The sequence below is a fragment of the Vibrio sp. 1CM24A genome (assembly GCF_023161725.1).
Lineage (GTDB): Bacteria > Pseudomonadota > Gammaproteobacteria > Enterobacterales > Vibrionaceae > Vibrio > Vibrio coralliirubri.
Map to the genome: position 1 here is coordinate 252,140 of NZ_JALNTS010000004.1, position 22,686 is coordinate 274,825.

24 protein-coding genes, 1 other RNA gene and 1 pseudogene are annotated in these 22,686 nt (G+C 43.2%); 16 read left to right on the forward strand and 10 right to left on the reverse strand.

All coding sequences use genetic code 11. The features are described 5' to 3' along the window. Positions 1 to 17: 17 nt before the first annotated feature. Positions 18 to 614 carry a LysR family transcriptional regulator substrate-binding protein gene (locus MSG38_RS11040; RefSeq protein WP_162926810.1) on the reverse strand — a complete coding sequence of 199 codons (597 nt, stop codon included), beginning with the start codon at positions 612 to 614 and terminating at the stop codon, positions 18 to 20. 526 nt (positions 615 to 1,140) lie between these two features. Here MSG38_RS11040 and MSG38_RS11045 point away from each other — a divergent pair. The 12 genes from MSG38_RS11045 to MSG38_RS11100 all read left to right on the forward strand — a co-directional run bounded on the left by MSG38_RS11045 (position 1,141) and on the right by MSG38_RS11100 (position 9,955). Then, positions 1,141 to 2,880 (forward strand): YadA-like family protein, encoded by a 1,740-nt coding sequence (locus MSG38_RS11045; protein ID WP_248401863.1) that lies wholly within the window; start codon positions 1,141 to 1,143, stop codon positions 2,878 to 2,880. Positions 2,881 to 3,062: 182 nt separating this feature from the next. Then, positions 3,063 to 3,284, forward strand: coding sequence for a hypothetical protein (locus MSG38_RS11050; RefSeq protein ID WP_122082024.1), 222 nt, complete (start codon positions 3,063 to 3,065; stop codon positions 3,282 to 3,284). Positions 3,285 to 3,500: 216 nt separating this feature from the next. Further along, positions 3,501 to 3,974 (forward strand): J domain-containing protein, encoded by a 474-nt coding sequence (locus MSG38_RS11055; RefSeq protein ID WP_017093466.1) that lies wholly within the window; start codon positions 3,501 to 3,503, stop codon positions 3,972 to 3,974. Next, a complete protein-coding gene (locus tag MSG38_RS11060) occupies positions 3,961 to 4,383 on the forward strand; it encodes a hypothetical protein (protein ID WP_248401864.1) in 423 nt (140 codons plus the stop codon). Before MSG38_RS11055 ends, MSG38_RS11060 begins: the two co-directional genes overlap by 14 nt. Positions 4,384 to 4,665: 282 nt before the next feature. Further along, entirely contained in the window at positions 4,666 to 5,157 is a 492-nt protein-coding gene (locus MSG38_RS11065; protein ID WP_050634777.1) for a hypothetical protein, read from the forward strand. A gap of 536 nt (positions 5,158 to 5,693) precedes the next feature. Continuing rightward, positions 5,694 to 6,695, forward strand: coding sequence for a porin (locus tag MSG38_RS11070; protein WP_248401865.1), 1,002 nt, complete (start codon positions 5,694 to 5,696; stop codon positions 6,693 to 6,695). Between the two features lie 65 nt (positions 6,696 to 6,760). Beyond that, positions 6,761 to 7,036: a hypothetical protein gene (locus tag MSG38_RS11075; RefSeq protein WP_052879784.1), complete on the forward strand. Its 276-nt coding sequence runs from the start codon at positions 6,761 to 6,763 to the stop codon at positions 7,034 to 7,036. 84 nt (positions 7,037 to 7,120) lie between these two features. After that, the gene (locus MSG38_RS11080; RefSeq protein ID WP_050634780.1) at positions 7,121 to 7,429 is read left to right on the forward strand and encodes a hypothetical protein; all 309 of its coding nucleotides are present in this window, start codon (positions 7,121 to 7,123) and stop codon (positions 7,427 to 7,429) included. 81 nt (positions 7,430 to 7,510) lie between these two features. Further along, positions 7,511 to 7,840: a hypothetical protein gene (locus MSG38_RS11085; protein ID WP_248401866.1), complete on the forward strand. Its 330-nt coding sequence runs from the start codon at positions 7,511 to 7,513 to the stop codon at positions 7,838 to 7,840. Beyond that, positions 7,791 to 8,180: a hypothetical protein gene (locus MSG38_RS11090; RefSeq protein ID WP_140402843.1), complete on the forward strand. Its 390-nt coding sequence runs from the start codon at positions 7,791 to 7,793 to the stop codon at positions 8,178 to 8,180. The genes MSG38_RS11085 and MSG38_RS11090 overlap by 50 nt, the downstream gene beginning before the upstream one ends. 609 nt (positions 8,181 to 8,789) lie before the next feature. After that, positions 8,790 to 8,975, forward strand: coding sequence for a hypothetical protein (locus tag MSG38_RS11095; protein ID WP_050634782.1), 186 nt, complete (start codon positions 8,790 to 8,792; stop codon positions 8,973 to 8,975). 707 nt (positions 8,976 to 9,682) lie between these two features. After that, positions 9,683 to 9,955 carry a hypothetical protein gene (locus MSG38_RS11100; RefSeq protein ID WP_050634783.1) on the forward strand — a complete coding sequence of 91 codons (273 nt, stop codon included), beginning with the start codon at positions 9,683 to 9,685 and terminating at the stop codon, positions 9,953 to 9,955. A 400-nt stretch (positions 9,956 to 10,355) separates the two neighbouring features. Here the strand turns inward: MSG38_RS11100 and MSG38_RS11105 are convergent, their stop codons facing one another. Further along, positions 10,356 to 11,006 (reverse strand): helix-turn-helix domain-containing protein, encoded by a 651-nt coding sequence (locus MSG38_RS11105; RefSeq protein WP_050634784.1) that lies wholly within the window; start codon positions 11,004 to 11,006, stop codon positions 10,356 to 10,358. Positions 11,007 to 11,378: 372 nt separating this feature from the next. On the opposite strand from MSG38_RS11105, the pseudogene MSG38_RS11110 reads away from it, so the two are divergent. Beyond that, positions 11,379 to 11,619: pseudogene (locus MSG38_RS11110) on the forward strand (hypothetical protein); the annotation flags it as partial. A gap of 230 nt (positions 11,620 to 11,849) precedes the next feature. Here the strand turns inward: MSG38_RS11110 and ffs are convergent. Both ffs and MSG38_RS11120 read right to left on the reverse strand, forming a co-directional pair. After that, positions 11,850 to 11,946, reverse strand: an RNA gene (gene ffs, locus MSG38_RS11115) — signal recognition particle sRNA small type. A 196-nt stretch (positions 11,947 to 12,142) separates the two neighbouring features. Continuing rightward, positions 12,143 to 12,886 (reverse strand): hypothetical protein, encoded by a 744-nt coding sequence (locus tag MSG38_RS11120; protein WP_248401867.1) that lies wholly within the window; start codon positions 12,884 to 12,886, stop codon positions 12,143 to 12,145. A gap of 223 nt (positions 12,887 to 13,109) precedes the next feature. Here MSG38_RS11120 and MSG38_RS11125 point away from each other — a divergent pair, with 223 nt between their 5' ends. Further along, positions 13,110 to 13,412, forward strand: coding sequence for an MGMT family protein (locus tag MSG38_RS11125; RefSeq protein ID WP_059021108.1), 303 nt, complete (start codon positions 13,110 to 13,112; stop codon positions 13,410 to 13,412). A gap of 75 nt (positions 13,413 to 13,487) precedes the next feature. On the opposite strand, the gene MSG38_RS11130 is transcribed toward MSG38_RS11125, so the two are convergent. Further along, a complete protein-coding gene (locus MSG38_RS11130) occupies positions 13,488 to 13,928 on the reverse strand; it encodes a YbaY family lipoprotein (RefSeq protein ID WP_048609270.1) in 441 nt (146 codons plus the stop codon). 168 nt (positions 13,929 to 14,096) lie between these two features. Between MSG38_RS11130 and tesB the strand changes: the two genes are divergently transcribed. Continuing rightward, positions 14,097 to 14,957, forward strand: coding sequence for an acyl-CoA thioesterase II (gene tesB, locus MSG38_RS11135; RefSeq protein ID WP_029224039.1), 861 nt, complete (start codon positions 14,097 to 14,099; stop codon positions 14,955 to 14,957). Between the two features lie 133 nt (positions 14,958 to 15,090). On the opposite strand, the gene MSG38_RS11140 is transcribed toward tesB, so the two are convergent. Both MSG38_RS11140 and MSG38_RS11145 read right to left on the reverse strand, forming a co-directional pair. After that, on the reverse strand, positions 15,091 to 15,756 hold the full coding sequence (locus tag MSG38_RS11140) for a hypothetical protein (protein WP_059021110.1): 666 nt from the start codon (positions 15,754 to 15,756) through the stop codon (positions 15,091 to 15,093). A 72-nt stretch (positions 15,757 to 15,828) separates the two neighbouring features. Beyond that, positions 15,829 to 16,302, reverse strand: a complete 474-nt coding sequence (locus tag MSG38_RS11145) for an Lrp/AsnC family transcriptional regulator (protein WP_017062025.1) — start codon at positions 16,300 to 16,302, stop codon at positions 15,829 to 15,831. Positions 16,303 to 16,431: 129 nt separating this feature from the next. On the opposite strand from MSG38_RS11145, the gene MSG38_RS11150 reads away from it, so the two are divergent. Beyond that, on the forward strand, positions 16,432 to 17,499 hold the full coding sequence (locus MSG38_RS11150; RefSeq protein ID WP_017064069.1) for a PLP-dependent cysteine synthase family protein: 1,068 nt from the start codon (positions 16,432 to 16,434) through the stop codon (positions 17,497 to 17,499). Between the two features lie 93 nt (positions 17,500 to 17,592). Here MSG38_RS11150 and MSG38_RS11155 read toward each other — a convergent pair whose 3' ends face one another. From MSG38_RS11155 to MSG38_RS11165, 3 genes are all read right to left on the reverse strand, one after another. Then, positions 17,593 to 17,913 carry a DUF1244 domain-containing protein gene (locus MSG38_RS11155; RefSeq protein WP_004736423.1) on the reverse strand — a complete coding sequence of 107 codons (321 nt, stop codon included), beginning with the start codon at positions 17,911 to 17,913 and terminating at the stop codon, positions 17,593 to 17,595. 124 nt (positions 17,914 to 18,037) lie between these two features. Continuing rightward, complete coding sequence (vexH, locus tag MSG38_RS11160; protein WP_248401868.1) at positions 18,038 to 21,151, reverse strand: multidrug efflux RND transporter permease subunit; 3,114 nt, start codon at positions 21,149 to 21,151, stop codon at positions 18,038 to 18,040. Beyond that, complete coding sequence (locus tag MSG38_RS11165; RefSeq protein WP_248401869.1) at positions 21,151 to 22,227, reverse strand: efflux RND transporter periplasmic adaptor subunit; 1,077 nt, start codon at positions 22,225 to 22,227, stop codon at positions 21,151 to 21,153. Before MSG38_RS11165 ends, vexH begins: the two co-directional genes overlap by 1 nt. Between the last annotated feature and the right edge of the window lie 459 nt (positions 22,228 to 22,686).

A 22,686-nucleotide genomic window follows, 5' to 3' on the forward strand; every position in this document is an offset into this window, starting at 1 on the left:
TAAACGTCTGTTCGCACTTAATGACCTCGCTTGCTTAGGTAATTAAGTGACCTATTTTTACTCAAAAAATCCCAAGTTAACCTGGCTGCGTTCGAAGAAAAACAACCGCTTCTTTTCGCTACACAAATATTACGAGGGTACTCATTTACGCTGGGATAAGATTCTGGAACAGCAAGCTCTGCAACAATAGAAACACCTAAGCCCGCTCTAATCAAAGCAAGTATCGAGGTCAATTGAACGATGGTGTGTTTTTCTCTAAGGCGAGATTTTGATAGCTTAAACCATTCTCTAATGAGCGCCTCGCTGCCCCCTTTACTCATATAAAATCTCGGTCTTCGATATCCAAAGCCGACAAAACTGGCAACTGGGATATAAGGGTAATCTTCATGAACTAAAGCCACCATACGGTCAGTTAAAATTGGGATGCTCTCTAGATCCAAATACTCTTTATCAACCGCGATTGCAAAATCTACGCGCCCCTCTCGCAATGCTAATAATGCTCCCTCGTCAGTGAACTCGATTATTTCAATTTTAATTTGAGGTAAGTGTTGGCTAATCGCATGAATTAGGTTGGGTAAAACATGTGTGGAAGCGGATGCGCCAAAAGAAGCCACTTTCACCTGCCCAGCGACATCTTTTTGAATAAGTCTAGCAGTCTCAATAACACTTCTCCCTACAATTCCTACTGTCTAACGAACTCAGCAATCAACCTCCCCTCCTCTGTTAACAATAAGGTACGACTGTCTCTTCGGACTAAAGCGAAACCTAACACATCTTCAGCACGTCTCATGGCAGAGGCGAGTACTTATCACGCCCCTAACCACTTCGTCGACAAATATCCTTGATCAACAATGAAATCTTTCATTCCAAGCAAGTTGAGTATTTTTCATTGCAAAATATGTAACACTCGAATAAATTTAGTTTACATTCGTAAACAATAAGGTCACATCGATTCTAAAGGTGAATCGTTATCGAACCAATTGAAACAGTATGAACTCAAGGTCGCTGATATCGCCAATGAATCAGACGAAGCAGAGACACGCTGGAAAAGAGACAAGAAGTTAATTCGTTCTCTTGTTCGCGCAACGTTAACCAGCAAGTACCACAAAAAACTATCGATAGTGAATTAAGGATCAAGAAATGAAAAAATCAATTTTGGCGGTTTCGTTAGCAGCTGCGTTTTCTGTGCCAGCAATGGCACAGACAGCACCGCAAGCAACCCCTGACGCATTCCCGCAATTGACTCCGGTACGCGTACCAGTTGATCACTACGCAACTGGTCAAAGAACACCGGTTATGCATCCTCAAGCTACGCCTATGGCATACCCGACAGCTATACAGCAAATCCCGGTTAAGCAAAGCATTCCAACTGCAACGCCGTATGCGTATCCAAATGCAATCCCGGTTAAGCAAGCTGTTCCGACTGCAACACCATATGCGATTCCAAATGCAATCCCTGTAATGCAGACGACGCCGCAAGCGATTCCAAATGCAATTCCAAACGCGATCCCGGTTAAGCAAGAAATTCCAACGGCAACGCCTTACATCTACCCGAAGATGCCGCAGCAAACCCCTGTTCTGCAGACGACGCCGCATGCGTATCCAAACGCGATCCCGGTTAAACAAGAAGTTCCAACGGCGACGCCTTACATCTTCCCTAAGATGCCACAGCAAACGCCAGTCCTGCAGACGACACCGCAAGCTATTCCAAATGCGATCCCGACTGCGATCCCGGTTAAACAAGAAGTACCTACAGCAGTACCTTATATTCACCCGAAATTACCGCAGCAAGTACCTGTAGCTATTCCAGTGGACCAATACGCAACTGGTCAAAAAACACCAGTGATGCACAATATTCCACAAGCTACACCAAACGCGATCCCAACAGTGCCGCAACAGACTCCACCACGTATCCAAGAAGCAACACACTTAGATCGTCCTGCAGAAGCATCGCACCTTGATGCTCAAAATCATCGCCAACCTGATAACGCGGTCCATGCAGATAACCCATTCCGCCACTACAATTCCATTACAGCTGATGGTGCTGAGCAATCACTAGCTGGTGCACCAGCGCAAAATGTAACGTTACGCGCTACTACTAGTAATACGTGGACCGATACTTACACACCAGCTAAATTCACACCTTTAGATACTTCACAAAATGTTCATGCCATTCCAGATACTAATGTAATGCCGACTACTGCGGTTTTGACGAATCAGAAAGTGCCAACACCAGTACCAAACGCTCAACCGGGTCAAGTACCAGTTAAAACACCCCAACAAATCAAGCAAGAAACACCGACTCTACAGGCAATACCAAACGCTCAACCGGGTCAAGTACCAGTTAAAACACCTCAACAAATCAAGCAAGAAACACCGACTCAACAGGCAATACCAAACGCTCAACCGGGTCAAGTACCAGTTAAAACACCCCAAATCCAGCAAGTTGAGCCGCAACCGTCAATTTCTAAAATTGGTAAGCAGACTAGCGACAACACGGCGGATCTTTATAACCAAGGCCGCACAATCAAGAGCCAAGGCAACGCGATAAGATCAAACACACACTCTATTCAAGACCTGCAAGCTAAAACGAACAAGAACGAACAAGATATCAAAGATCTTCGTTCAGACTTCGAGCGTCAGGCTAAAGAGCTTGATGGCGTAGCGGCTACAGCTGGTGCGTTCGCTGGTTTAGTTGACCCATACGGCGTAGGCAAAACAAACGCTACGGTTGGCCTTGGCTACCACGGCGACGCTCAAGCTATCGCTGTAGGTGTAGGCCGTCGCTGGAATGAGCAATTTACGACTAAGCTAGGTGGCGCATACGATACAGGTTCAGAATCTGCAACGTTGTACGCTGGTGCAGCATACGAGTGGTAATTTGAATTAGACGCCATGGATGGCGTCAAAGCCCATCCAATTTCCATACATTTAGTAGAATCCCAAATTTTTCTTTCTACAGCCCCTCCTCCTTGGGGCATTTTTTCTTTCATTTTCAAAACCATATGACTGTTTTTAAGATCACATACACACAAATTAAGACCATCTAACAAGGTATGACAATGAAAAATGCGATAGAGACCTACGAGCGATACTTATCCAAGTTCCCTGCAGAGCGTCTAACGACATTCAATTGCCCTAGTTGCAAGAAGCAACTCAAAGACGTTCTAAACAAAGGTTCTTTTGATTGGGATTCAATGGCTTTCTGCCCTTATTGCCAGAACCACTATTTCAAAGTGACTAAAGCCAACAACGGCCCAATCTTGACCACAAAGGCTGACTAAGATGACTAAGGTCGCTTTACCACGCAAGAAATTTTCTAACGCTTGTAAGGCGTCTCTATTCGTTATCTACCCACCTAGAGTAACTTTCTTTGCTTTGGCTATATCCAGCATGACACCACAAACATACGCGATCGTGCACACTTATGTAATGAACTCCCCATACATGTTTATAACGGTCCTTTTTTACAACTTATTTATCAATTCTAAGGAATTTTAATGTGGGTAAGCGCAACCGATCTAGAGATTGCAGTATTGCTAACAGTAGCAGCCATGGGATCTGGTTCTTTACTTCTAAACGGGTACCTCAAGAGTCTGAACAACAGTATCAAGTTAATGAAAGAGAAAGAACGCGCCAGCGAATTGAGGATAACTGTCTTAGATCGCTATAAGAATCGCCTTGAGACTTGCTGTATTCAACTTGAAAAGCTTTCAGTTAAACAGAGCGGCGTTATCGAAAGAGGTCTTGAGCGTCAACATAAACTAATCGGCGAGTACAACAAGCTAGTAATTAGTGAATCTGACTCAAGTATTTTATTCATGTTTGGCCATAAACCGACTAAGAACGAAATCAAAGCGCGTTACAAGATACTTTGCAAAGCATTCCACCCAGACGTTGGCGGCTCAGTAGAAGCAATGCAGATAGTAAATAATTCATACGAACAAGAGCTCATTAAATATGACATTGAATAATTTCCATGAGGCTCAGTATTTAACTTTGGCCCAAATGAAAGACCATTTGCGTTTAGCTGCCCTTAGCGCAAGCGATCAAGAAATTTCAGGTTTACTACTGGCTACACGACTAGTGGACACCATGATCAATCAAAACACGCTTATTACTAAGATTGAACGCGCACCACAACTGGTGGACGCTACATATCCCCAAGCACCGCGCCCACGTGAGCATGAAATGATTGCTATCACTGAGCTCTATAACGAATGGGCGTGCCGCGTTCCATACCTCCCTAATTCAAAGCAGGACTGCGTTACTTTGTTGTTCTCCATGAATCACGTGCAAGCGATGAATTTTGCGCCTAAGTGCCGTTTTGAAGACGTTCGTCGTGCACTTGAATACTTCATTGCCTTGCAGGAACAAGCATGAGTAAAGACAAGACAAGCTAAATATGACTTGTTAGCAATGAAGAGAAACGTTTTGGAAATTTGTATTTCAATGCTCCTACGTGAAATGCAGAACGAGAAAAGTAATTGCAACATTCACAGGTTCGAGACTATTGCCCGTCATATCGGCAGTGGTGAGATAAAACCCAATAGAAACGAATAAGCGGTTAGTTATGGATGCTAGTCGCTGTACACCAAGGGAAAGGTTAAGTAACCCGGTACACCCGGATAAGAGAGCATAGAGCTCGTAACTAGGACAAAAACAATGAACGCACTAAGCAAGTTAAATTTCCAAATCATTCCTGTGCAGATCTTTCTATTCATATTCTGGTTTAAGAATGGTGTGGTAGATAAGTTTTTCAGCATTCTAATGGGTTTCGTATCACCAGGCTCAGTACCACATGGTGATACGTATGCAGGTTGGGCCGAGTACATTGTCGGAACATGGGATAAATCAGAAATAGGTCATGCGCTATTAAGCCCCATGTTCCCATTTATGTTCCCGGTACTTATTGGTCTGCAGATCATGCCTGTTCTATTCATTCTACGCAGTGTTTTAAACCAAGAGTTTCTAACTGGCCACATCGATCTTACTTTCACTCGATTGGCTGCAATTGCGTCTCTATGTGTAACAAGCGTAATGCTATTCAGCCAAACAATCACGGGGGCTGACGATGGCCAATACTTATGGCAATTATTAGGTCTAGGCATGGTAACGCTTATGTATATCAATATGCTAAACAAAGAAGCTAAATAGCACAATGGCGACCAATGCAAGTAATACCAGTTTGGTATTTATTATGGCCTCGGTCACTGCAGTCGCTAGATACCAACGAGTATGTGATAACAGATCCTATTTTTACTAAGACATAGCTCAAAAGCTATTCTTCGAATCACATCAAGCACAATAAAAAAGTCGCTTAGATAGGCGACTTTTTGTTATTTCTAATCGTGAATACAGGTAAGAGCACTTAGCAACGACTTGCAAACCATTGTTTAGCTCATCACTTTTTTGTGGTTGAGTAAAATCAGGATTAGGTAGCAGGCATAACAATTCCTCGTATGCCATATGCCATATGTCATATATGAGAAAGCCCCGACGGAGAAAGAGCGTCGAGGCTTTATCTGGACAGTGAACTAAGATCATTAAGCTCGCAAATAGAGTTCACGATCAGTACAAATAAGTATACGATCAAAACAATAAAACAATGATTGCAAATATACATATATTTTTCATTTTTAGCAGATATTAATGTTTACAAGTTTTCTAGACAGTAATTTATGGAACTTAAGATGAAAAAATTAACAATTCTTGCTATTTTTATTGCAGCAACATCAACTGGAGCTAACGCGGCTCAAGTTTACGAACAGGACGGTTTTGGTATCAATGTAGGTGGTCGAGTTGAAGCTCGTGGACAATACCAAAGTGAAGATGTTCACAAAACGAATGACATTTCTCGAGCACGTCTGCACATTAAAGTTACTCAAGACATTGGTAAAGACGTCGATGCAGTTGGTTATCTAGAGCAAGAATACAACGCTAGCGGTGAGAACATCCTACCGAAACATATGTATGTTGGTTTCGCGACTGAAAATAACGAGATCTACTATGGTCAAACTGATGGCGCACTAGAACTAACTACTGATTACACCGATATCATGAACACTTACGGCGGTGACGGTAACATCAAACCACTTACAGCAGACCGCGCCAAGAACTCAATTCTAGCCATTTCTCATTTGGGCGATCTTACTCTACGTACGCACGTTAACTTCGGTGGTGAAGACGGCAAGGTTTTATTCCACGAAGATGCACACGTAGATTCTAAAACTGGCAATTTCGTACCAGAATCAACACTGAAGCAAACCATCGATGCTGGCTACGGCGCAGCTGCCAGCTACGAAATTGGTGCCGGTTTTGGTCTAACAGGTGCTTACGCTATTGAAACTTACGATATTGGTAAGGACAGCACAGATGGCATTGTGGGTATTAAGTGGAATTCAGAAAGCATTTACTTATCAGGTATTGGTTACGATGGTTCAGATAAAGGTGATGACTTCAAAGGCTACGAAACAGCGGCAAGATTCAAAGCTACTAACGAGATTTCATTTGTAGCGACTTACACCATGCTTGATAAAGATAGCGCTAAAGAAAACGTGGAACATTCTGCTATTGAAATGAACTACGACTTTACACCTAACTTCGTTAGCTACGCAGCATACCAAGAAGTACTAAACGATGGGACTGGCAACACAGCAAACAACGCAATGCTAGGAGCTAAACTTACTTTCTAAATTCACATTACCCTTGTGATTACTATTGCGGCCCTAACGGGCCGCTTTTTTGCGTTAAGGATCTTATGAAAAGAATAGTAATAATCGTGGCTGTCATTTTACAGGGATGCGCAAGCATAAATTTCATAGGCGATGACCAGCGCCCAACAGAGGTTAGTCAAGGTGAAGTGCTGGAATCTGTCAGGGATCAAAATGATGAACTCATAAACTATGCTGGTGGCATTGAGTACCACGTAAGCGAAGACACTAGTGTTTCTTTTGAAGTCGGAGGGGAACTAAATACAGAATATCCAGACTTAGATTTAGACAGCACTGCGGTTAAACTCAAAGTAATGTTCTGAACCGATCACTTTTACCTTCATTGTTTACAATTGCGCCCTTCTTGTTTATATTCGAGACACCCAGCAAACGCAAGGTGGATAGAAATGACCGACCAACACCCAAGAGTGAACATGTTAAAACTCCCAAAGTTCGTAAATATGCGCAGTGCAAACTTAAACCACGATGATTTTTGCGCATTTGCATATCGTGGCGTTCGTGTGATGCTTATGCGCCGTGAACAGTCATCAAGCAGTCAGGACCTGTACGTGTGCAAGGTTGTAGATGTTTTACTAATCGTAGAGTTTGAAACCGATACCATAAGCGAATTGCGCGATTCGGTTAAATACTATGTCGATGAGTACTACCTAGAGCTTGAAAACAAGCGTATAGCTATTGCATCAGCACAACGCTAAATATTATTTCCGAGTCGGTATGCATCATTATGGCCCTTTGGGATAACTGGTAGATATCGACATCAGACGATGAATATAACGATGAAAAAAACAACGGATGAACAGAAAAAATTGATCGTGAATCAGTTACTAGAAGCTGGCTACGAATTTTCACGAGAAGACTTAATATCAGAGCGCTATACACGCGAGCGTGGTGATACTGCAGAGATATCGTTTTCAAACAAGCGATTTTATGCTCAAAAAAACCATAACGATGCTTACAGAATCATTGTGAGCGTTTTAGGCAGGCCATTTGGTATTCCATACAAGGGCCAAAAAAATACTTATTTCTTTTGGCGCTATTTGTTAGAGGTAAATGAAGGTGAAGAAACTAACCCTATTAATGTTACTGCTCGTTGTTGGTGCTGCTAATGCTGAAGTGTCAATCGGCGTACCAACGACTTATTTGAATTTTGATGAATCTATAGGCGCATGCGCCTACTTGGCTGAGGCGAGCAAAAACTATGATGCTGTGGAGTCCTTTGATTATTTCGCTACCCATAAGAACATTTCGATTGTTAACCAGAAAACTGGCGAATATTACGCACGTGGCTACCTAGATTTGTATAGCAAAGAAAATGCGCTTTACGATAAAAATCTGACCTTTAAAGAACAGCTGGAAAAAATCAACAGTTTGAGAGAGGAGTACGCGGCAACTCTCTACTACGAGGATTTTGGATGTGACGCCATTCTGATGAAATTCAGGTTATAGATTGGGCGATGTCGAAATTCGCTTCCTTTAATTCACATTGTTTACGATCGAGTCATAAGTGTATACATCCGTATCCAGATTACACTGCACAATGTTAGGCCATGTATCTCTATATTCTTGAAACGAAATCGGCGATCGTAAATACGTTTTGAGCTATAACTATCACAAGCGTATTAGGTCACTAAAAAAGACCGCACCATTTAACATTAAGATTGTAGAAGTGTGGCCAAGGCCAGAATCATTAATAAAATTCATTGAGCGCCAGGCGCACGCTAGGCCGAAGATCTTTCCCATGGAGTGTGGAATACGAGATGAATGGTTCAGCGCTGATGCGATCTATTCGTTCACATCAAATTAAGCAACAACAAGCAGTAATTGGGCACACTACAATGCTAAGTATATGAGTCAGATTAAAAAACAATTTTTTAATCAATAAATAAGTATTTCAGGCGCGTATGCAACAGCAACCCCATAGAGTACATGTTAATAGTTATCATTATAATACACAATACTGAAATCACTATTTGCACATAAACAGTGAGGACTTTGAGTAAATACTCTATATTGTTGTTCTGCTCACATTACATTCAACTAACTACGAGGTCCGATATGATAACTAAACTACAGCGTGATTTACGTGTTGTTTCCACATTGATGGAAATAAAAGAGCCTCTTGACGACAGTACCAAGGCTTTTATTGCGGAAACGACAGCGGAGGCTGCAAACCTGCTGAAAACGGTTAAAAAGTTGAATGCTTTAACGTCAGAAGACGTTACAGGTGATGTGTATACATAAGTGTGTATATCGAAATGAATAAAGGGCCATTGGATGGCCCTTTTTTAATGCCTACAACCAATAGCCACATCGGGCCTGTGCATTATATTAATCATGTTATGAACATTAAGAGTTGTACTAAGCACCGTAGAACAGTATCAATCCACGCGAGTATAGCCCTGTAAAGACGCTCTAACAGTCCCTGAGGGCTTTGACCACTGATCTACTAACCATTTAGTGGTACGCAGTAAAAACACCGCATAGGTAATTAGCGATATCAACAATCACCTTTAATTCAAAGCTGAATGATAAACCTATCAATTCACAGTCTAACTTATGTTGGGTGAACGTTCTTATTAACAACAATAGCAGCGACACTATTAACGGATTCTGATCAGTGTTTTAAGTACCTGCAATTGCTGAACATGATAAACGTCAATCCATTAAGTCTTGTCGATGCCAGCAAATGGAAACTTGACACAAAGCTATGACAAATCACGGGCTGAATAACGAGATATAAGAGACCACTGATGAACATTAAACATCATTTACAAACCGTCGGCATTGCTCTCATTATAAGTGCTGTAACGTTTAGTTTAGGTGATTTATCGCTCACTCAAAAAGTAAAGCACCTACAAAAAAACCTCAACAGTATGAAACGACGCGCCATATGACGGATAAAGAAATTGATCATACGGTTATAAAATTGAAAGTGAAAAGGTTAGCTAATGATTGTAGATAACAAGTTAATACTAGAAACAATGGGCGCTAAGTTAACGATTAACAGACCCAACGATAGCCTTGTGTTCATTTCTATTGGTGAAGGGATCACGGTACAAGCAGAGCAAACTTGTAACGTTAAACTTACTCATATTGGTGCTGATGACCTAAATCCGGTAGCTTTCATACTTCGAGCTGGTGAGTCGATTTATCATGTTGAACGCGACGCCTTGTTAGAAATTGCCAAATATCTCAAGTTAAATATTCGAGAAGAACTATAAAAAACACCAAAAAGCCTTACATAAGATGTGTAACTAGGCTCGCTACCGAAAGGCGTTTGTTACCTCGAACGCTTGCTACACTAGATTTCGAAGTGAAGAGAGGCTTTCTAGAGTTTGAAACATTCAAGTTAGGTTGTTTACGGACACATCAACCGATTGGGGAGTCTTGTCAGCCATAATTACCTTGTTAAAGCCTACCTGCAGAATGAAGTGGGCTTTTCTCTTTTAGGATCATGAACATGCATGGTGCAGTAAGTTGAAAAAGTAGTGAAGCGATTAGAGGGTATATTTTATGAGGGCATACCAAGTGTACAAATTTAGAATTGTTCGAGATAAAAAACCTAGCGAGCGCTAGGCTTTTGATTTGATATGATATGATTTTTTGGATATTAATGCCGTGTTAGATTACTGCAAATGCAGAGAACGCCGCAATAATTTTAATAGAATCACTCATTTCGATAAATTTTAGATCTTCTGGAATATCAGGATTCATTGATTTCAAGAACTCACGACCGTGAGCAATTTGGTACTCCATTATTTCTGGCATAACCCCCTCACGCACTCGCGCCAAGACCAAATCACCAGAAACTGCCGTTTTATCATAATCAAAAAAGATCATGCCACCAGCAAAATAACGGCCCACATTGTTGTTCAGACGAATAATAAATGTAGTTTCACTACTGCGAGCTGGACAAGGCAAGCGCTCGCGGTGTTCGTCTTCCATCAAATCCTCAAGAAGATCCTTAATGCTGCTCGCTGACAATTCCTGCATTGTCACTACTGGAGAACCGAATTTGATACGAGCGTGACGAACAACGTCGTCATAGTTAACAGGTCCATTACCAGTAGCTAGCCATTCTAGACGGCAATCCAAAGCATTAGCTAAAGAAATTGCACTATCCAGCATTATGCTTTTTTCTGGATGTAGCATGATATTAGTGATCACTGCACGGCTAACACCAGATAAACGAGCAATTTCAATATTTGTACGGATGTTTAGGTCTTTTTTTCGCTGATCGATGTTTGTAGCGAGTATAGATAGCTCCGTCATGGTCGCACCTCAAAAGTTAAAAAGAGTAAACACACTGTATGCATGTAGATAGTGCCTGAAAATGACGCGTTCGACAACAAATAAACAGATTTCTGATGTGTTGTTAAATTTATCGCATCGAAATAAGCTATTGTTAAAAAAGGTTTATTTAGCCATCCGCTTTATCTAACAAGCGCTCTAATTGATGATAAACGACTATACCCATCTTAAAGATATTCTTATTGGTTATGTATATATTAATTCCGGTCAACATATAGTATTTAACTAATTTGACAGCCAGATAACCATGAAGGGAGCTTTGTTTCCTAAATCAAAGCACTGAACCTTCAACTCACAGTTTGATCTATTAAGTTCATTCAAAGACTTAGACTAATGACCAAGCCTTAATATAAAACAACTAACTGGAGCCACTATTAAACAAATTTTTATCAATGGTGGTTCACTAACATTTTGGAACGATGAATAAAGTTATCCAACAGTGACAACAGATCAAACAAAGAAACTTTGGAAGATCTCGTTTGTTTAACGACTTAACCAATGAATCTACGGTGGGGGTAAATGGAAAGTTAAAAAGCATGGAATTGACGCGAAGCGACGAGTCTGGAGGAGCTTACGCGATAAGAAATGTGTTAAACAAGCTAACAGGGCTAGATAAATCTGAAAGGATAGCAATCACCTAGTAATTAGCTGCGCAGGGGATTGTTTATCAAAATTTGAATTAGGAAACAAAGCCCATTTTAATACTAAAGCCAACTCGCTCTAGTATGGAGAGTCTAAGTTATTGATTTCTTATGCTTCAGATAGCAAAAAGCCGCTCGTTAAGAGCGGCTTTTTTAAGGGGTGGGAACCCAGCCACATCCCGGCACACAAGTCACTCGCTGCGGCTGCTCCCTTCCAGGCCTGACCGAGTTCACGAGCTATTGTTGCGGGAGGACCAGGCCCCCATAGATTCGTTTTCTAAGAGGCTTGCCTCAAAGAGTGATTGGATTATTAAGCATCACAGCAACCATTGCAAGCCCTTCCACCCTATTTTTGAACAATTGCGGTCTAAGTGCTTATCCTTTATTCAAACCATTAGAAAATCGCAGGTAAATTCACCATTTACCCGCATTTGGAAGATTTGGATTGCAGTAGAACTAGATATCGATGTCTTCGTTATCTTCTGTGCGAATGATGTAGTCTGTCATCCACGCGGTACCTAATAGACACAACCACACCACAAAGACAGGGCTCGGTACTTCGATGCTTGGAGTAATCACCAGAGCCGCAAAACCGACCGTTGGCAGTGTCCAACACAGTAGTTTATTCCAGCGGAAGGTTTTCAAGCGCGTCAGCGTTTCCATCGATGCCATGATGCCCGTTATACACAAGGCCACCAAAGCAGCATAAGGTAAATCGGCTATCCATAATGGAAGTATTAAGCCTAATGACCACCAGCTGTGTCGGCTAGCAGGCTTAAGATGATTTGCCGCCCACCAAATCACGATGATTGATAAGGTTTGAAGTGTGGTAACCCACGGGACGCCTTCAAGCTTGCCTGCTGATTGTGTCACCATGATCCCGACCTGCAAAGTAGTCACAATCAAGCCGGAAATAATCACGACCGACAAACTACTGCGTCTTGAGAAGACCACCATCAATAGCGGGAATAGTACCCACGCACTGACAGACAGCGTGATAGGCTGTAAAGGAAGGGTTAGACCATAAGTGGTCATAGCAGCAAGCAAAGCTAATCCTGCTATGCCTCCCTGCGGTAAAACCCATAATGCAGGAATTACCATTGCAAGCACCGGGATATCTCCCTCACTTAAACTGATTGCTCTCGCGCAGACAACCGCTAATAATGTGGTGATCAAAAACTGAAACGTTGTAAATACCATAGCCCTCTCCTTCTACCGATCCGTGGTACCATACCAATCGTAGTAATTAACTGGTCACCCTAGCTTGTTAAAAAACTCGATAACCTCGTTAGATTTTTTGATTGTAGAATAACTACTTATCAAAACTTCTTATCAAAAAGAGCGGCCTTGCTCTCAAGCTTTTTCCCTGCGCTATTTTTGAACACTTACTGTGATTGGTATTTATGAACTAGGAACATTTAGTATGGACCAATTTTTGAGCCAAATCTTTGCTGTGATTCACCAAATTCCATATGGAAAAGTAACAACTTATGGAGACATAGCACGTTTTTCAGGATTTCCGGGCTATGCGCGCCATGTTGGTAAAGCGCTGGGTAACCTGCCAGAAGGTAGCAAACTGCCTTGGTATCGAGTGATAAACAGCAAGGGTGAAATATCTTTAAAGGGTGATTCGTTCGACCGACAAAAGAAGCATTTGGTTAAAGAAGGGATTGAGGTGAGTGATGCAGGAAAGATCAAACTCAGAATATACAAATGGCAGCCCTAGAGCTGCCACTAATCGCTGATTCAGCTGGCTAAGTTAAGCCAATCAAGATGCCTTAACAGTGGCATCGATTTCTGATTAACGAACACCAACCAAACGTAGGTCTGCTTGCTGTGTATTTTCTACATCAGTAATTACTGACTTAATCGTGTCCGTTGTGAAACGCAGTTTGCCGTCAACATGAATCGATGCGCGCATGTTGTAACGGTGGTTAGCTTTAATTTTGTCGTTGTCGTAGCTTAACTCGAATGCGAACGGTACTTGCTTACCGTCTGTGGTGAACTCTTGAGTTGCGATAACCGTCGATGGTGCGTCAGCCAGTGAGATATCTTCTAGCGTAACGGTAACTACTGCATTCTCTGGCAATGCAATTCTTTCACGGTAGCTTACTGTTCCTGAAATCACTTGAGTGTTCTCTGCAACCACTTCTTGAGAAGCGTTCGTTTCTGATGTTGCTTGGCAACCAACAAGTAGGCCAAACGATACTAAAGACGTAATAAGAATTAGAGCCTTTTTCATATTCAATTTCTCTCAACATGTTTGCCGGACTCGGCAAATCTACTGACCAATTATAAGAGAGCTTTCATATTCTGTCTTGAAACCCTATGATTTATTGACAGATATCTGACTAAGCTAAATGATTAACACCATAATCTGACACCCATTTTACGAAGAGGAATGCTGGCGATGAGTCAACCTTTACAAGAATTACTAAGTTTACTTCAGCTAGAAAAACTGGAAGAAGGTTTATTCCGTGGGCAAAGTGAGAACCTAGGCCTACCACAGGTATACGGCGGTCAGGTATTGGGACAAGCGCTTTCTGCTGCTCGTTATACCGTCCAAGACGACCGTAGTGTTCACTCATTCCACAGTTATTTTCTGTTTCCCGGCGATCCTGAAAAGCCAATCATTTACGATGTTGAGAACCTACGAGATGGACGCAGCTTTAGCACACGCCGTGTAAAAGCGATTCAAAATGGCCGCCCTATTTTCTATCTCACGGCTTCTTATCATGGCGATGCGCCAGGGTTTGAGCACCAGATTTCAATGCCTGACATTCCTGGACCAGAGAACTTTGCCTCAGAAACTGAATTAGCGAGCCACATCGCGGAATTCTTACCAGAGAAACTGCGCAAAACCTTCTGTGGCGAAAAGCCGATTGAGATGCGCCCGGTGACCGTGGTAAATCCACTGAAACCTAAGAAGACGGAAGCGAAACAATACCTTTGGGTAAGAGCGAATGGCGCAATGCCAGACAACCAATTGATTCACCAATACCTGCTTGCTTACGCATCGGACTGGGGATTCTTGGTGACGGCGCTTCACCCGCATGAAGTCTCTATCATGACGCCAAATTTCCAAGTGGCGACGATTGACCATTCAATCTGGTTCCATCGCCCATTCAAGATGGATGAATGGCTGCTTTATGCGATTGAAAGCCCAACGGCAGCGAACACTCGCGGCCTAGTGCGCGGCGAGATCTTTAATCAGAAAGGTGAACTGGTAGCGACGGCAGTACAAGAAGGTGTGATGCGTTTTACTAAATAGCGCTCAAATAAATAGCGGATAAACGCTTCTTACAAGCCCCAATTACGCACAAACAAAAAGAGGCTAGGTTCAATACCTAGCCTCTTTCTTTAATGACCCTTAAGACAACCCGTCACATAAAAATCAATAAAACCTACTCAACTTCTAACGTTGGCTCAAACTCGCTCTGAACTCGCGTTTTGATGCCATCACCTGCATCACGCAGTAGGTTAAATGGCGATAACACTACGCCTTTCACCGCGCCCTCTGCGGCTCCCTGAGCGAGCTCTTTACTCTTATCCGCTAACAAATTAGCTTGCGCCAAAATACCTGGGACTTCCGCTCGTAGCATTTCAGATTCAGTGACGATGACAGGAATAGTCTGTTCGCGGTAAGACTTACTTTCAGCGAGCATAGGTGGCATTACATCTACGCGGTATCTCTTTAATTCCGTTAATGTTGGTGGGATAACATCGGTTCTTACCTGCTCGACTTCCGTTCGAACATTTTTGACTTCATCTAAAATCGCAGGGATTCTGTTGTCGACCGAGGCTACCGTTTGATTCACATCATCGATCGTCTTTCTAACGTCTTCGACAGTGTTTAACACCTGAGGAGCAAGATCGCTGACATGTTCAGCAAGCGCTAATAGCTCTTCTACTTTGAGCCCTTTGGTGAGGCCCGATATGTCTTCGATAACTTGCGGGTAAGTATCAACGATTTCACCGACTTTATTGGTCAATGAGTAGATGGTGTAACCCAAGTAAAAAATGGCGACCGCCAATACCAGCTGGATAGCGGTAGATACTTTTGCAAACATGAATAATCCTTTTCTTTATCGCAGAGGCGATATCTAAACTGAGACGATTGTTAATGCGTAACTAGGAGTAGCTTAAAGCGGCAATGCTGTCGTGTACTTCAATGGTTCCATCGCAAACGTCGAGGTCACATTAGAAATACCATCAATGCTATTCACTAAGCGCTTATAGAAATCATCAAAGCACTTCATGTCTTTAACCTGAACCTTCATCATATAATCATATTCGCCAGCCATGCGATAGAACTCCATCACTTCTGGAAATTCCGACACAGTATTCACAAAACGACCATACCACTCATGAGAATGATCACTGGTTTTCACTAATACGAACGCAGTAAAGGAAAGATCCAGTTTTTCTGGGTTCAGAAGTGCGACTCTTTTCTCAATAATGCCGTTCTCTTCGAGGCGCTTAAGCCTTTTCCAACAAGGCGTTGTGGTGAGGTTGACCGCTTCAGAAATATCGTTCAATGACAGGGTGCTGTCTTCTTGCAGTAACCCTAATATTTTTTTATCTACGGCATCTATCACACTTTCACCAAATCGCATTTAAAGAGAATAATTTTCTACAATTTAAGCAAAACAAAGCAAATATGGCAAAGTTTTTCTCTCGGAATATGGATAAATTAGAACCATACCAATTACAAAGAATTCCTACACTCGCTCAGGAGAACGCTTATGTGCACTGACCATCAATGGATTAACAACGCGATTCGTAAAATTGAAGCGGACTACCAACGCTCAGCGGATACGCACCTTATCAAGCTCGATCTACCAAGTATCGAAGGCATTGATGTTTACCTTAAAGATGAAAGCACACACCCTACAGGCTCTTTAAAGCACCGTTTAGCGCGTTCTCTCTTCTTATACGCTATCTGTAACGGTTGGGTTGGTCCAGAAACAACAATCATTGAATCTTCATCGGGTAGCACTGCGGTATCTGAAGCGTACTTTGCTCGCCTACTTGGCCTGCCGTTTATTGCGGTAATGCCAAAATGCACTGCGAAGAAAAAGATCGAGCAGATAGAATTCTACGGCGGCCAAGCGCATCTTGTTGACCGCTCAGATGAAATTTACGATGAGTCTCGCCGTTTAGCAGAAGAATTGAATGGTCACTACATGGATCAATTTACTTACGCTGAGCGCGCAACCGACTGGCGTGGTAACAACAACATCGCGAACTCGATTTTCAATCAAATGCAGATGGAAGATCACCCAGTTCCAGCTTGGGTAGTAATGAGCCCAGGTACTGGCGGTACTTCAGCGACAATTGGCCGTTTCATTCGCTACCAACAACATGAAACTAAGCTTTGTGTTGTGGACCCTGAGAACTCTGTATTCCACGAATACTTCCAAACCGGCAATGCGAACGTGAAAGGCAGTACATTCAGCAAGATTGAAGGCATTGGTCGCCCACGAGCAGAGCCAAGCTTCATTCCTGGTGTGGTTGACGAAATGCGTAAAATTCCAGATGCAGCAAGTATCGCAACGACACATTGGTTATCTGACATTCTTGGCCGCAAGGTTGGCGCATCAACCGGTACTAACATGTACGGTGTGCTTCAGCTAGCCAGTGAAATGAAAGCACGTGGAGAAAAAGGTTCTATCGTGACTTTACTGTGTGACAGCGGTGAGCGTTACCTAGACACTTACTTCAATGACGAGTGGGTAAATCTGAATATTGGTGACCTACAACCTTATGCTGCGAAACTAGAAGCTTTCTCGCAAACAGGTGAGCTGGCTTAAGTTCATATAAACCGATAGTTCGAAATAGAAAAGAGCCCTTGATGGGCTCTTTTTGTTTATTCATTCTATTAATCAACCACCAACGAGAACAAATTACTCTGGCTTCTGCTTCGCTTCAAATGCCGCGAGTTGTTCAGGCGTCGCTTTTGGCTGATGGTTTTGTTTCCACTCATCGTAAGTCATGCCGTATACGCGCTCACGAGCGTCATCGATATCCAAGTCTAAGCCTTGTTGCTCTGCTTCCGCTTTGTACCATTTGCTGAAACAGTTTCGGCAGAAGCCAGCCAAGATCATCAGATCGATGTTCTGCACATCTTTATTGTTATCTAGGTGTGCTAGCAGGCGACGAAAGGTTGCTGCATCCAGCTTATCTTGTTCTTCTTGAGAAAGATCTTTGTATTTAAATTCAGCCACTTTACTTTCCTTTATTCGATTTATTGTATTAATTCGTTGAGCTCTGTTTGTTATACAAAAAAAGCCTGCAATTCGCTAGGAGCAAACGCAGGCTTTTCAATATTGTTACACTATTCCGTGTTCATTAACCGTGAGAGGTTCTTCCCACGTTGTCATGGCTAAGCTCTTTATTAAGTTCCGCTTCCACGTGACCCGGAGAGCGTGTTGAGCCAGAAATCAGTCGGTACATCGCAGGGATAACGAACAGAGTTACCAGTGTCGCGAAGCCCATACCGAAGAAGATAACCGTACCCACTGCCACTCGGCTTTCATAGCCTGCGCCTGTCGAGGTAATCAATGGTATTGCACCTGCTAGCGTGGTAAATGCGGTCATCATGATTGGACGTAAGCGTCGAGCCGAAGCATCAATGATCGCCTTTTCAAACTCGATACCACGGTCACGAAGTTGGTTAGCAAACTCAACGATCAAGATACCGTTTTTAGTTACCATACCGATCAACATGATCATACCAATCTGGCTGTAGACGTTGAGGCCTTGACTCATCAGCACCAAGCCTAAGAAGCCACCAAAGATACCCATAGGTACGGTGAACATCACCACCAGCGGGTTAATGAAGCTTTCAAACTGCGCGGCCAGTACCAAGTAAGCGACCAGCATTGCTAGAGCAAATACCACTAGGATACTTGATTGGTTCTCTTTGAAGTCTTTTGACTCGCCAGAGTAGCTCACTGAAATATCACCCGGTAACTGTTCAATCGCTTGTTCATCAAGGAAATCGAGCGCGTCACCTAGCGTGTAACCTTCCATTAGGTTCGCCTTGATGGTCACCGATTTCTGCTTGTTGTAGTGCGACAAACGAATCGATGATGCCACTTCTTCAATGTGCGTCAGCGTATCGAGTGTAACCAGCTCACCAGATTGAGTTCGCATGTAGATTTGGCTTAGGTCGTTCGCGTTGTTGAAGCTGTTTTCATCACCACGCAGATACACGTCGTACTCTTCACCACGGTCAACGAAGGTGGTTTCACTGCGTCCACCAAGCATGATTTCTAACGTATCTGAAATGTCTGAAACGCTAACACCTAGCTCTGCTGCACGCTGCTTATCTACGGTTACCAATAGCTCTGGTGTTTTCTCAGAGTAATCGATGTCCGCTCCTTCCATCATTGGAGAGTCTTCAGCCGCTTGCTTTAAGAGCTCTGCCCACTTCTGAAGTTCAGAGTAATCAGAACCGCCAAGTACGAATTGAACTGGCTCACTTGAACCACCTTTGAAGCCCGGCATGAACGGGAATACACGTACATCTGGAATGCCATTCAACGATTTACGAACTTCGTTCAACGCTTCTTGTGCGGTAACGTCACGCTCATCCCAATCTTCTAGGATCATGATTACGAAACCCGTTTGGTCGCCCGCATTACCACCGAACGCTGGTGATTGAATACTGAATGACTTCAAGAAGCCTTGACCAAGCAATGGCATTAAGCGTTCTTCAACGATGTCCATGTTGGCAGACATGCGGTTGTAACTGGTTGCATCGGCACCACGAACAAACGCAAAGATAACACCACGGTCTTCTTGTGGCGTCAGTTGCGACGGCACTTGTTGCATCAAGCCATAACTACCGCCCATACACGCGATAATGATGATTGGAGCCGCCCAACGCCAGTTTAAAGCACGGCGCAATACCGCGCGGTAACCAGATTCAAGCTTGCCAAATACGCGCTCGACAAACAGGTTAAAGCGGTTTGGTTTCACATTCGCTTTAAGGATCTTACTGCCTAATACTGGCGTTAGCGTCAATGCGACTAGCGACGAGAAGATCACCGACATAGCAAGCAATACAGAGAACTCAGTAAACAACAGGCCAACCATGCCGTCCATGAACGAGATTGGTAGGAATACCATTACCAATACAAGCGTTGTTGCGATTACCGCAAAGCCTACTTCACGGGTACCTTTATAGGCGGCAAGCAGTGGCGATTCACCACGTTCAATATGGTGGAAAATGTTCTCAACCACCACGATCGCATCATCGACCACCAAACCAATCGACAGGATAAGTGCCATCAGGGTAATCAGGTTGATAGAAAAACCGAAGTAGTACGCGGCAATAAACGACGAGATCAGAGATACAGGTACGGTTACCGCTGGAATAAGTGTTGCACGTGCTTGACCAATAAAGATGTAAAGCACAAGGATAACCAAGCCACCCGTGATAAAGAGCGTGCTGTAAACCTCTGAAATAGAACGGTCGATGAATACTGTTGAGTCATAATCGACAGCTAAACGAGTACCATCTGGCAAGAACTTTTGAATTGCTTCGACTTCTTTATGAACTAAGTCTGCCACCTCAAGTGGATTCGCATCTGACTGAGGCACAATACCCATACTTACGTTAACAACGCCGTCACTCTTAAAGGTCGAGTTCTCGTTTTCTGCGCCAATGTAAACATCCGCTACGTCTTTTAAGTAGATAGGTGTGTTATCAGAGGCACGTTTAACGACTAGGTATTCGAAATCTTCCGCTTCAGTGTAAGAACGAGCAGTACGAACCGACATCACAATCGCATCGTTACGTACTTCACCACCTGGGCTTTCAATGTTCTCATTATTCAGAGCTGAAGTGATGTCCGAGGTAGTCACGCCACGACCCGCCATCTGAGCAGGTTTCAGCTTCACATACATTACTTTGTACAAGCCACCTGAGATATCCACTGAGCTCACGCCAGAAATCAAACTAAAGCGGTCAATCAACACACGTTCGGTGTAGTCGGTTAACTGCGTTCTGTCCATCTCTGTCGAACTTAAGTTAATGTAGACCGAAGCTTCACCACTACCATTGTTCTTGTAAACAATGGGGTCATCGGCTTCATCGGGCAATGAACGCTGCGCACGAGCTACGGCGTCACGAACATCACTCACACCGGTATTGAGGTCGTAACCAAGCTCAAAAGTAATCGTGATACGCGACATACCGTTACGCGTTGTGGATTCGATCTCATCGATACCACTGATTCCGGATAACTGGTCTTCAAGATTGGAGGTTATTTGGCTTTCAATGATGGTGGCAGACGCACCCTCATAACGAGTACTGATCGATACCACCGGGCTTTCAATATCTGGCATCTCACGAACTGCGAGCTTATTGAAAGAGACAATACCAAACACAACCAATAGTAGGCTCAATACGACGGCCGCTACTGGTCTCTTTACAGAAACATCAGACAACAACATTAGTTAACGCCTTCTTGTACTTTTTTATCGCTTGCTGCATCAGCCGGGCGATTAACAGTAAGCTCTTGAACCGAGACACCGTCACGCATATTCACGATACCTTGCACCACGATCTTCTGGCCAATTTCGATGCCTTTGTCGATCACGACTTCGTTATCAATACGAGCGCCAAGGAATACTTCTGTACGAGTTGCTTTGTTATCTTCGTCAATAACATAAACGAAGCGCTTCGTACCTGAATACTCAAGCGCTTGAACGGGAATGATTGGCGCTTCTACTGGTGGGAAGTCCATATCCGCTGCCACTAGCATGCCTGGCTTTAGATAATCATTATTATTGTCGAAGTGGATTCGAACTCGAAGGTTCAAGGTTTCAGCGTTAATACGAGAATCAATGCCTACTACAGTACCAGTGAACTGAGTGTCGCCCCATGCGCTAGTACGAGCCGTTACTTTCATACCTTTAGACAGTTTAGAAAGGTAGCGCTCCGGGATCTGCAGATCTAATTGCATTACCGATAGGTCGTCTAGGGTCACGAGTTCAGTACCTGCTGTCACCATTTTACCGCGGCTAAAGTCGATAAAACCAACAGTGCCCGAGAATGGCGCGCTGATGTGAAGATCTTTCAAGTTGGCATTTGCAGCAGCTAAACGAGCATTGGCGATCTCTACGTTCGTTTTCTGAGCGTCAATTTCAGTTTGCGTGATCGCGTTACGTTTCACTAGGCGTTGAAATTCCGCTAGCTTACGTTGCTCGTCTTTTAGATAAGCTTGCGCTTCTGCAACCGCCGCTTTCGCTTTGTCGTCATCAAGCTGAACCAACATCTGCCCTTTAGTGACATCTTGATTAGCTTTAATGTTGATAGAGTCCACTCTGCCAGCCACTTCAGAAGTGATCATTACCGATTGCTCGGCTTCTAACTTACCGACCAACGAAAGAGATTGGCTAACTTGGTGAATATCAACCTGCTCAGTAACAACAGTGACAGTGCTAGGGCCCATACGTTTAGCAAGTACGGCTGGAGACGCCATAAGAATAGACAAGCTAAGCAGGGTTAAAACAGATTTATGCTTCATAATAATGGTCTGCAAGTTTAATTTTGAAATCTATAAATGAAATTAACCGTATTCTATCAACTGATAAATGCTGTAACGTCAAGAAGTGTAAATCTAGATTAAATTCCATTTACGTTTCATCACGTTTTAGACACATTGAACACAATACAGAAAGCCTGTCACCTCAAGGTGTTACCTATCAGTACGTAAACCTTAGTACAGATGTTCACTTCACGAGCAATATGCGTACTTTTCGCCATCTTTGCCCAAAAAGGCAGCATTTAACACAAAACCATAAGAAAAACCCTTTACAGGTTTAGCGTGTTTGCTATGATGCGCTCCGCACTTGAGAGATGCGTTGGGAAAAACATCTCTTTAGCCTATCCATTATGAGTTAGGAAAAACACCCTGGAGGGGTTCCCGAGTGGCCAAAGGGAGCAGACTGTAAATCTGCCGGCACTGCCTTCGATGGTTCGAATC

Coding starts and splice junctions, on each gene's coding strand:
- MSG38_RS11045 (WP_248401863.1), top strand. CDS start 1,141: ATGAAAAAATCAATTTTGGCGGTTTCGTTAGCAGCTGCGTTTTCTGTG.
- MSG38_RS11050 (WP_122082024.1), top strand. CDS start 3,063: ATGAAAAATGCGATAGAGACCTACGAGCGATACTTATCCAAGTTCCCT.
- MSG38_RS11055 (WP_017093466.1), top strand. CDS start 3,501: ATGTGGGTAAGCGCAACCGATCTAGAGATTGCAGTATTGCTAACAGTA.
- MSG38_RS11060 (WP_248401864.1), top strand. CDS start 3,961: ATGACATTGAATAATTTCCATGAGGCTCAGTATTTAACTTTGGCCCAA.
- MSG38_RS11065 (WP_050634777.1), top strand. CDS start 4,666: ATGAACGCACTAAGCAAGTTAAATTTCCAAATCATTCCTGTGCAGATC.
- MSG38_RS11070 (WP_248401865.1), top strand. CDS start 5,694: ATGAAAAAATTAACAATTCTTGCTATTTTTATTGCAGCAACATCAACT.
- MSG38_RS11075 (WP_052879784.1), top strand. CDS start 6,761: ATGAAAAGAATAGTAATAATCGTGGCTGTCATTTTACAGGGATGCGCA.
- MSG38_RS11080 (WP_050634780.1), top strand. CDS start 7,121: ATGACCGACCAACACCCAAGAGTGAACATGTTAAAACTCCCAAAGTTC.
- MSG38_RS11085 (WP_248401866.1), top strand. CDS start 7,511: ATGAAAAAAACAACGGATGAACAGAAAAAATTGATCGTGAATCAGTTA.
- MSG38_RS11095 (WP_050634782.1), top strand. CDS start 8,790: ATGATAACTAAACTACAGCGTGATTTACGTGTTGTTTCCACATTGATG.
- MSG38_RS11100 (WP_050634783.1), top strand. CDS start 9,683: ATGATTGTAGATAACAAGTTAATACTAGAAACAATGGGCGCTAAGTTA.
- MSG38_RS11105 (WP_050634784.1), bottom strand. CDS start 11,006: ATGACGGAGCTATCTATACTCGCTACAAACATCGATCAGCGAAAAAAA.
- MSG38_RS11120 (WP_248401867.1), bottom strand. CDS start 12,886: ATGGTATTTACAACGTTTCAGTTTTTGATCACCACATTATTAGCGGTT.
- MSG38_RS11125 (WP_059021108.1), top strand. CDS start 13,110: ATGGACCAATTTTTGAGCCAAATCTTTGCTGTGATTCACCAAATTCCA.
- MSG38_RS11130 (WP_048609270.1), bottom strand. CDS start 13,928: ATGAAAAAGGCTCTAATTCTTATTACGTCTTTAGTATCGTTTGGCCTA.
- tesB (WP_029224039.1), top strand. CDS start 14,097: ATGAGTCAACCTTTACAAGAATTACTAAGTTTACTTCAGCTAGAAAAA.
- MSG38_RS11140 (WP_059021110.1), bottom strand. CDS start 15,756: ATGTTTGCAAAAGTATCTACCGCTATCCAGCTGGTATTGGCGGTCGCC.
- MSG38_RS11145 (WP_017062025.1), bottom strand. CDS start 16,302: ATGCGATTTGGTGAAAGTGTGATAGATGCCGTAGATAAAAAAATATTA.
- MSG38_RS11150 (WP_017064069.1), top strand. CDS start 16,432: ATGTGCACTGACCATCAATGGATTAACAACGCGATTCGTAAAATTGAA.
- vexH (WP_248401868.1), bottom strand. CDS start 21,151: ATGTTGTTGTCTGATGTTTCTGTAAAGAGACCAGTAGCGGCCGTCGTA.
- MSG38_RS11165 (WP_248401869.1), bottom strand. CDS start 22,227: ATGAAGCATAAATCTGTTTTAACCCTGCTTAGCTTGTCTATTCTTATG.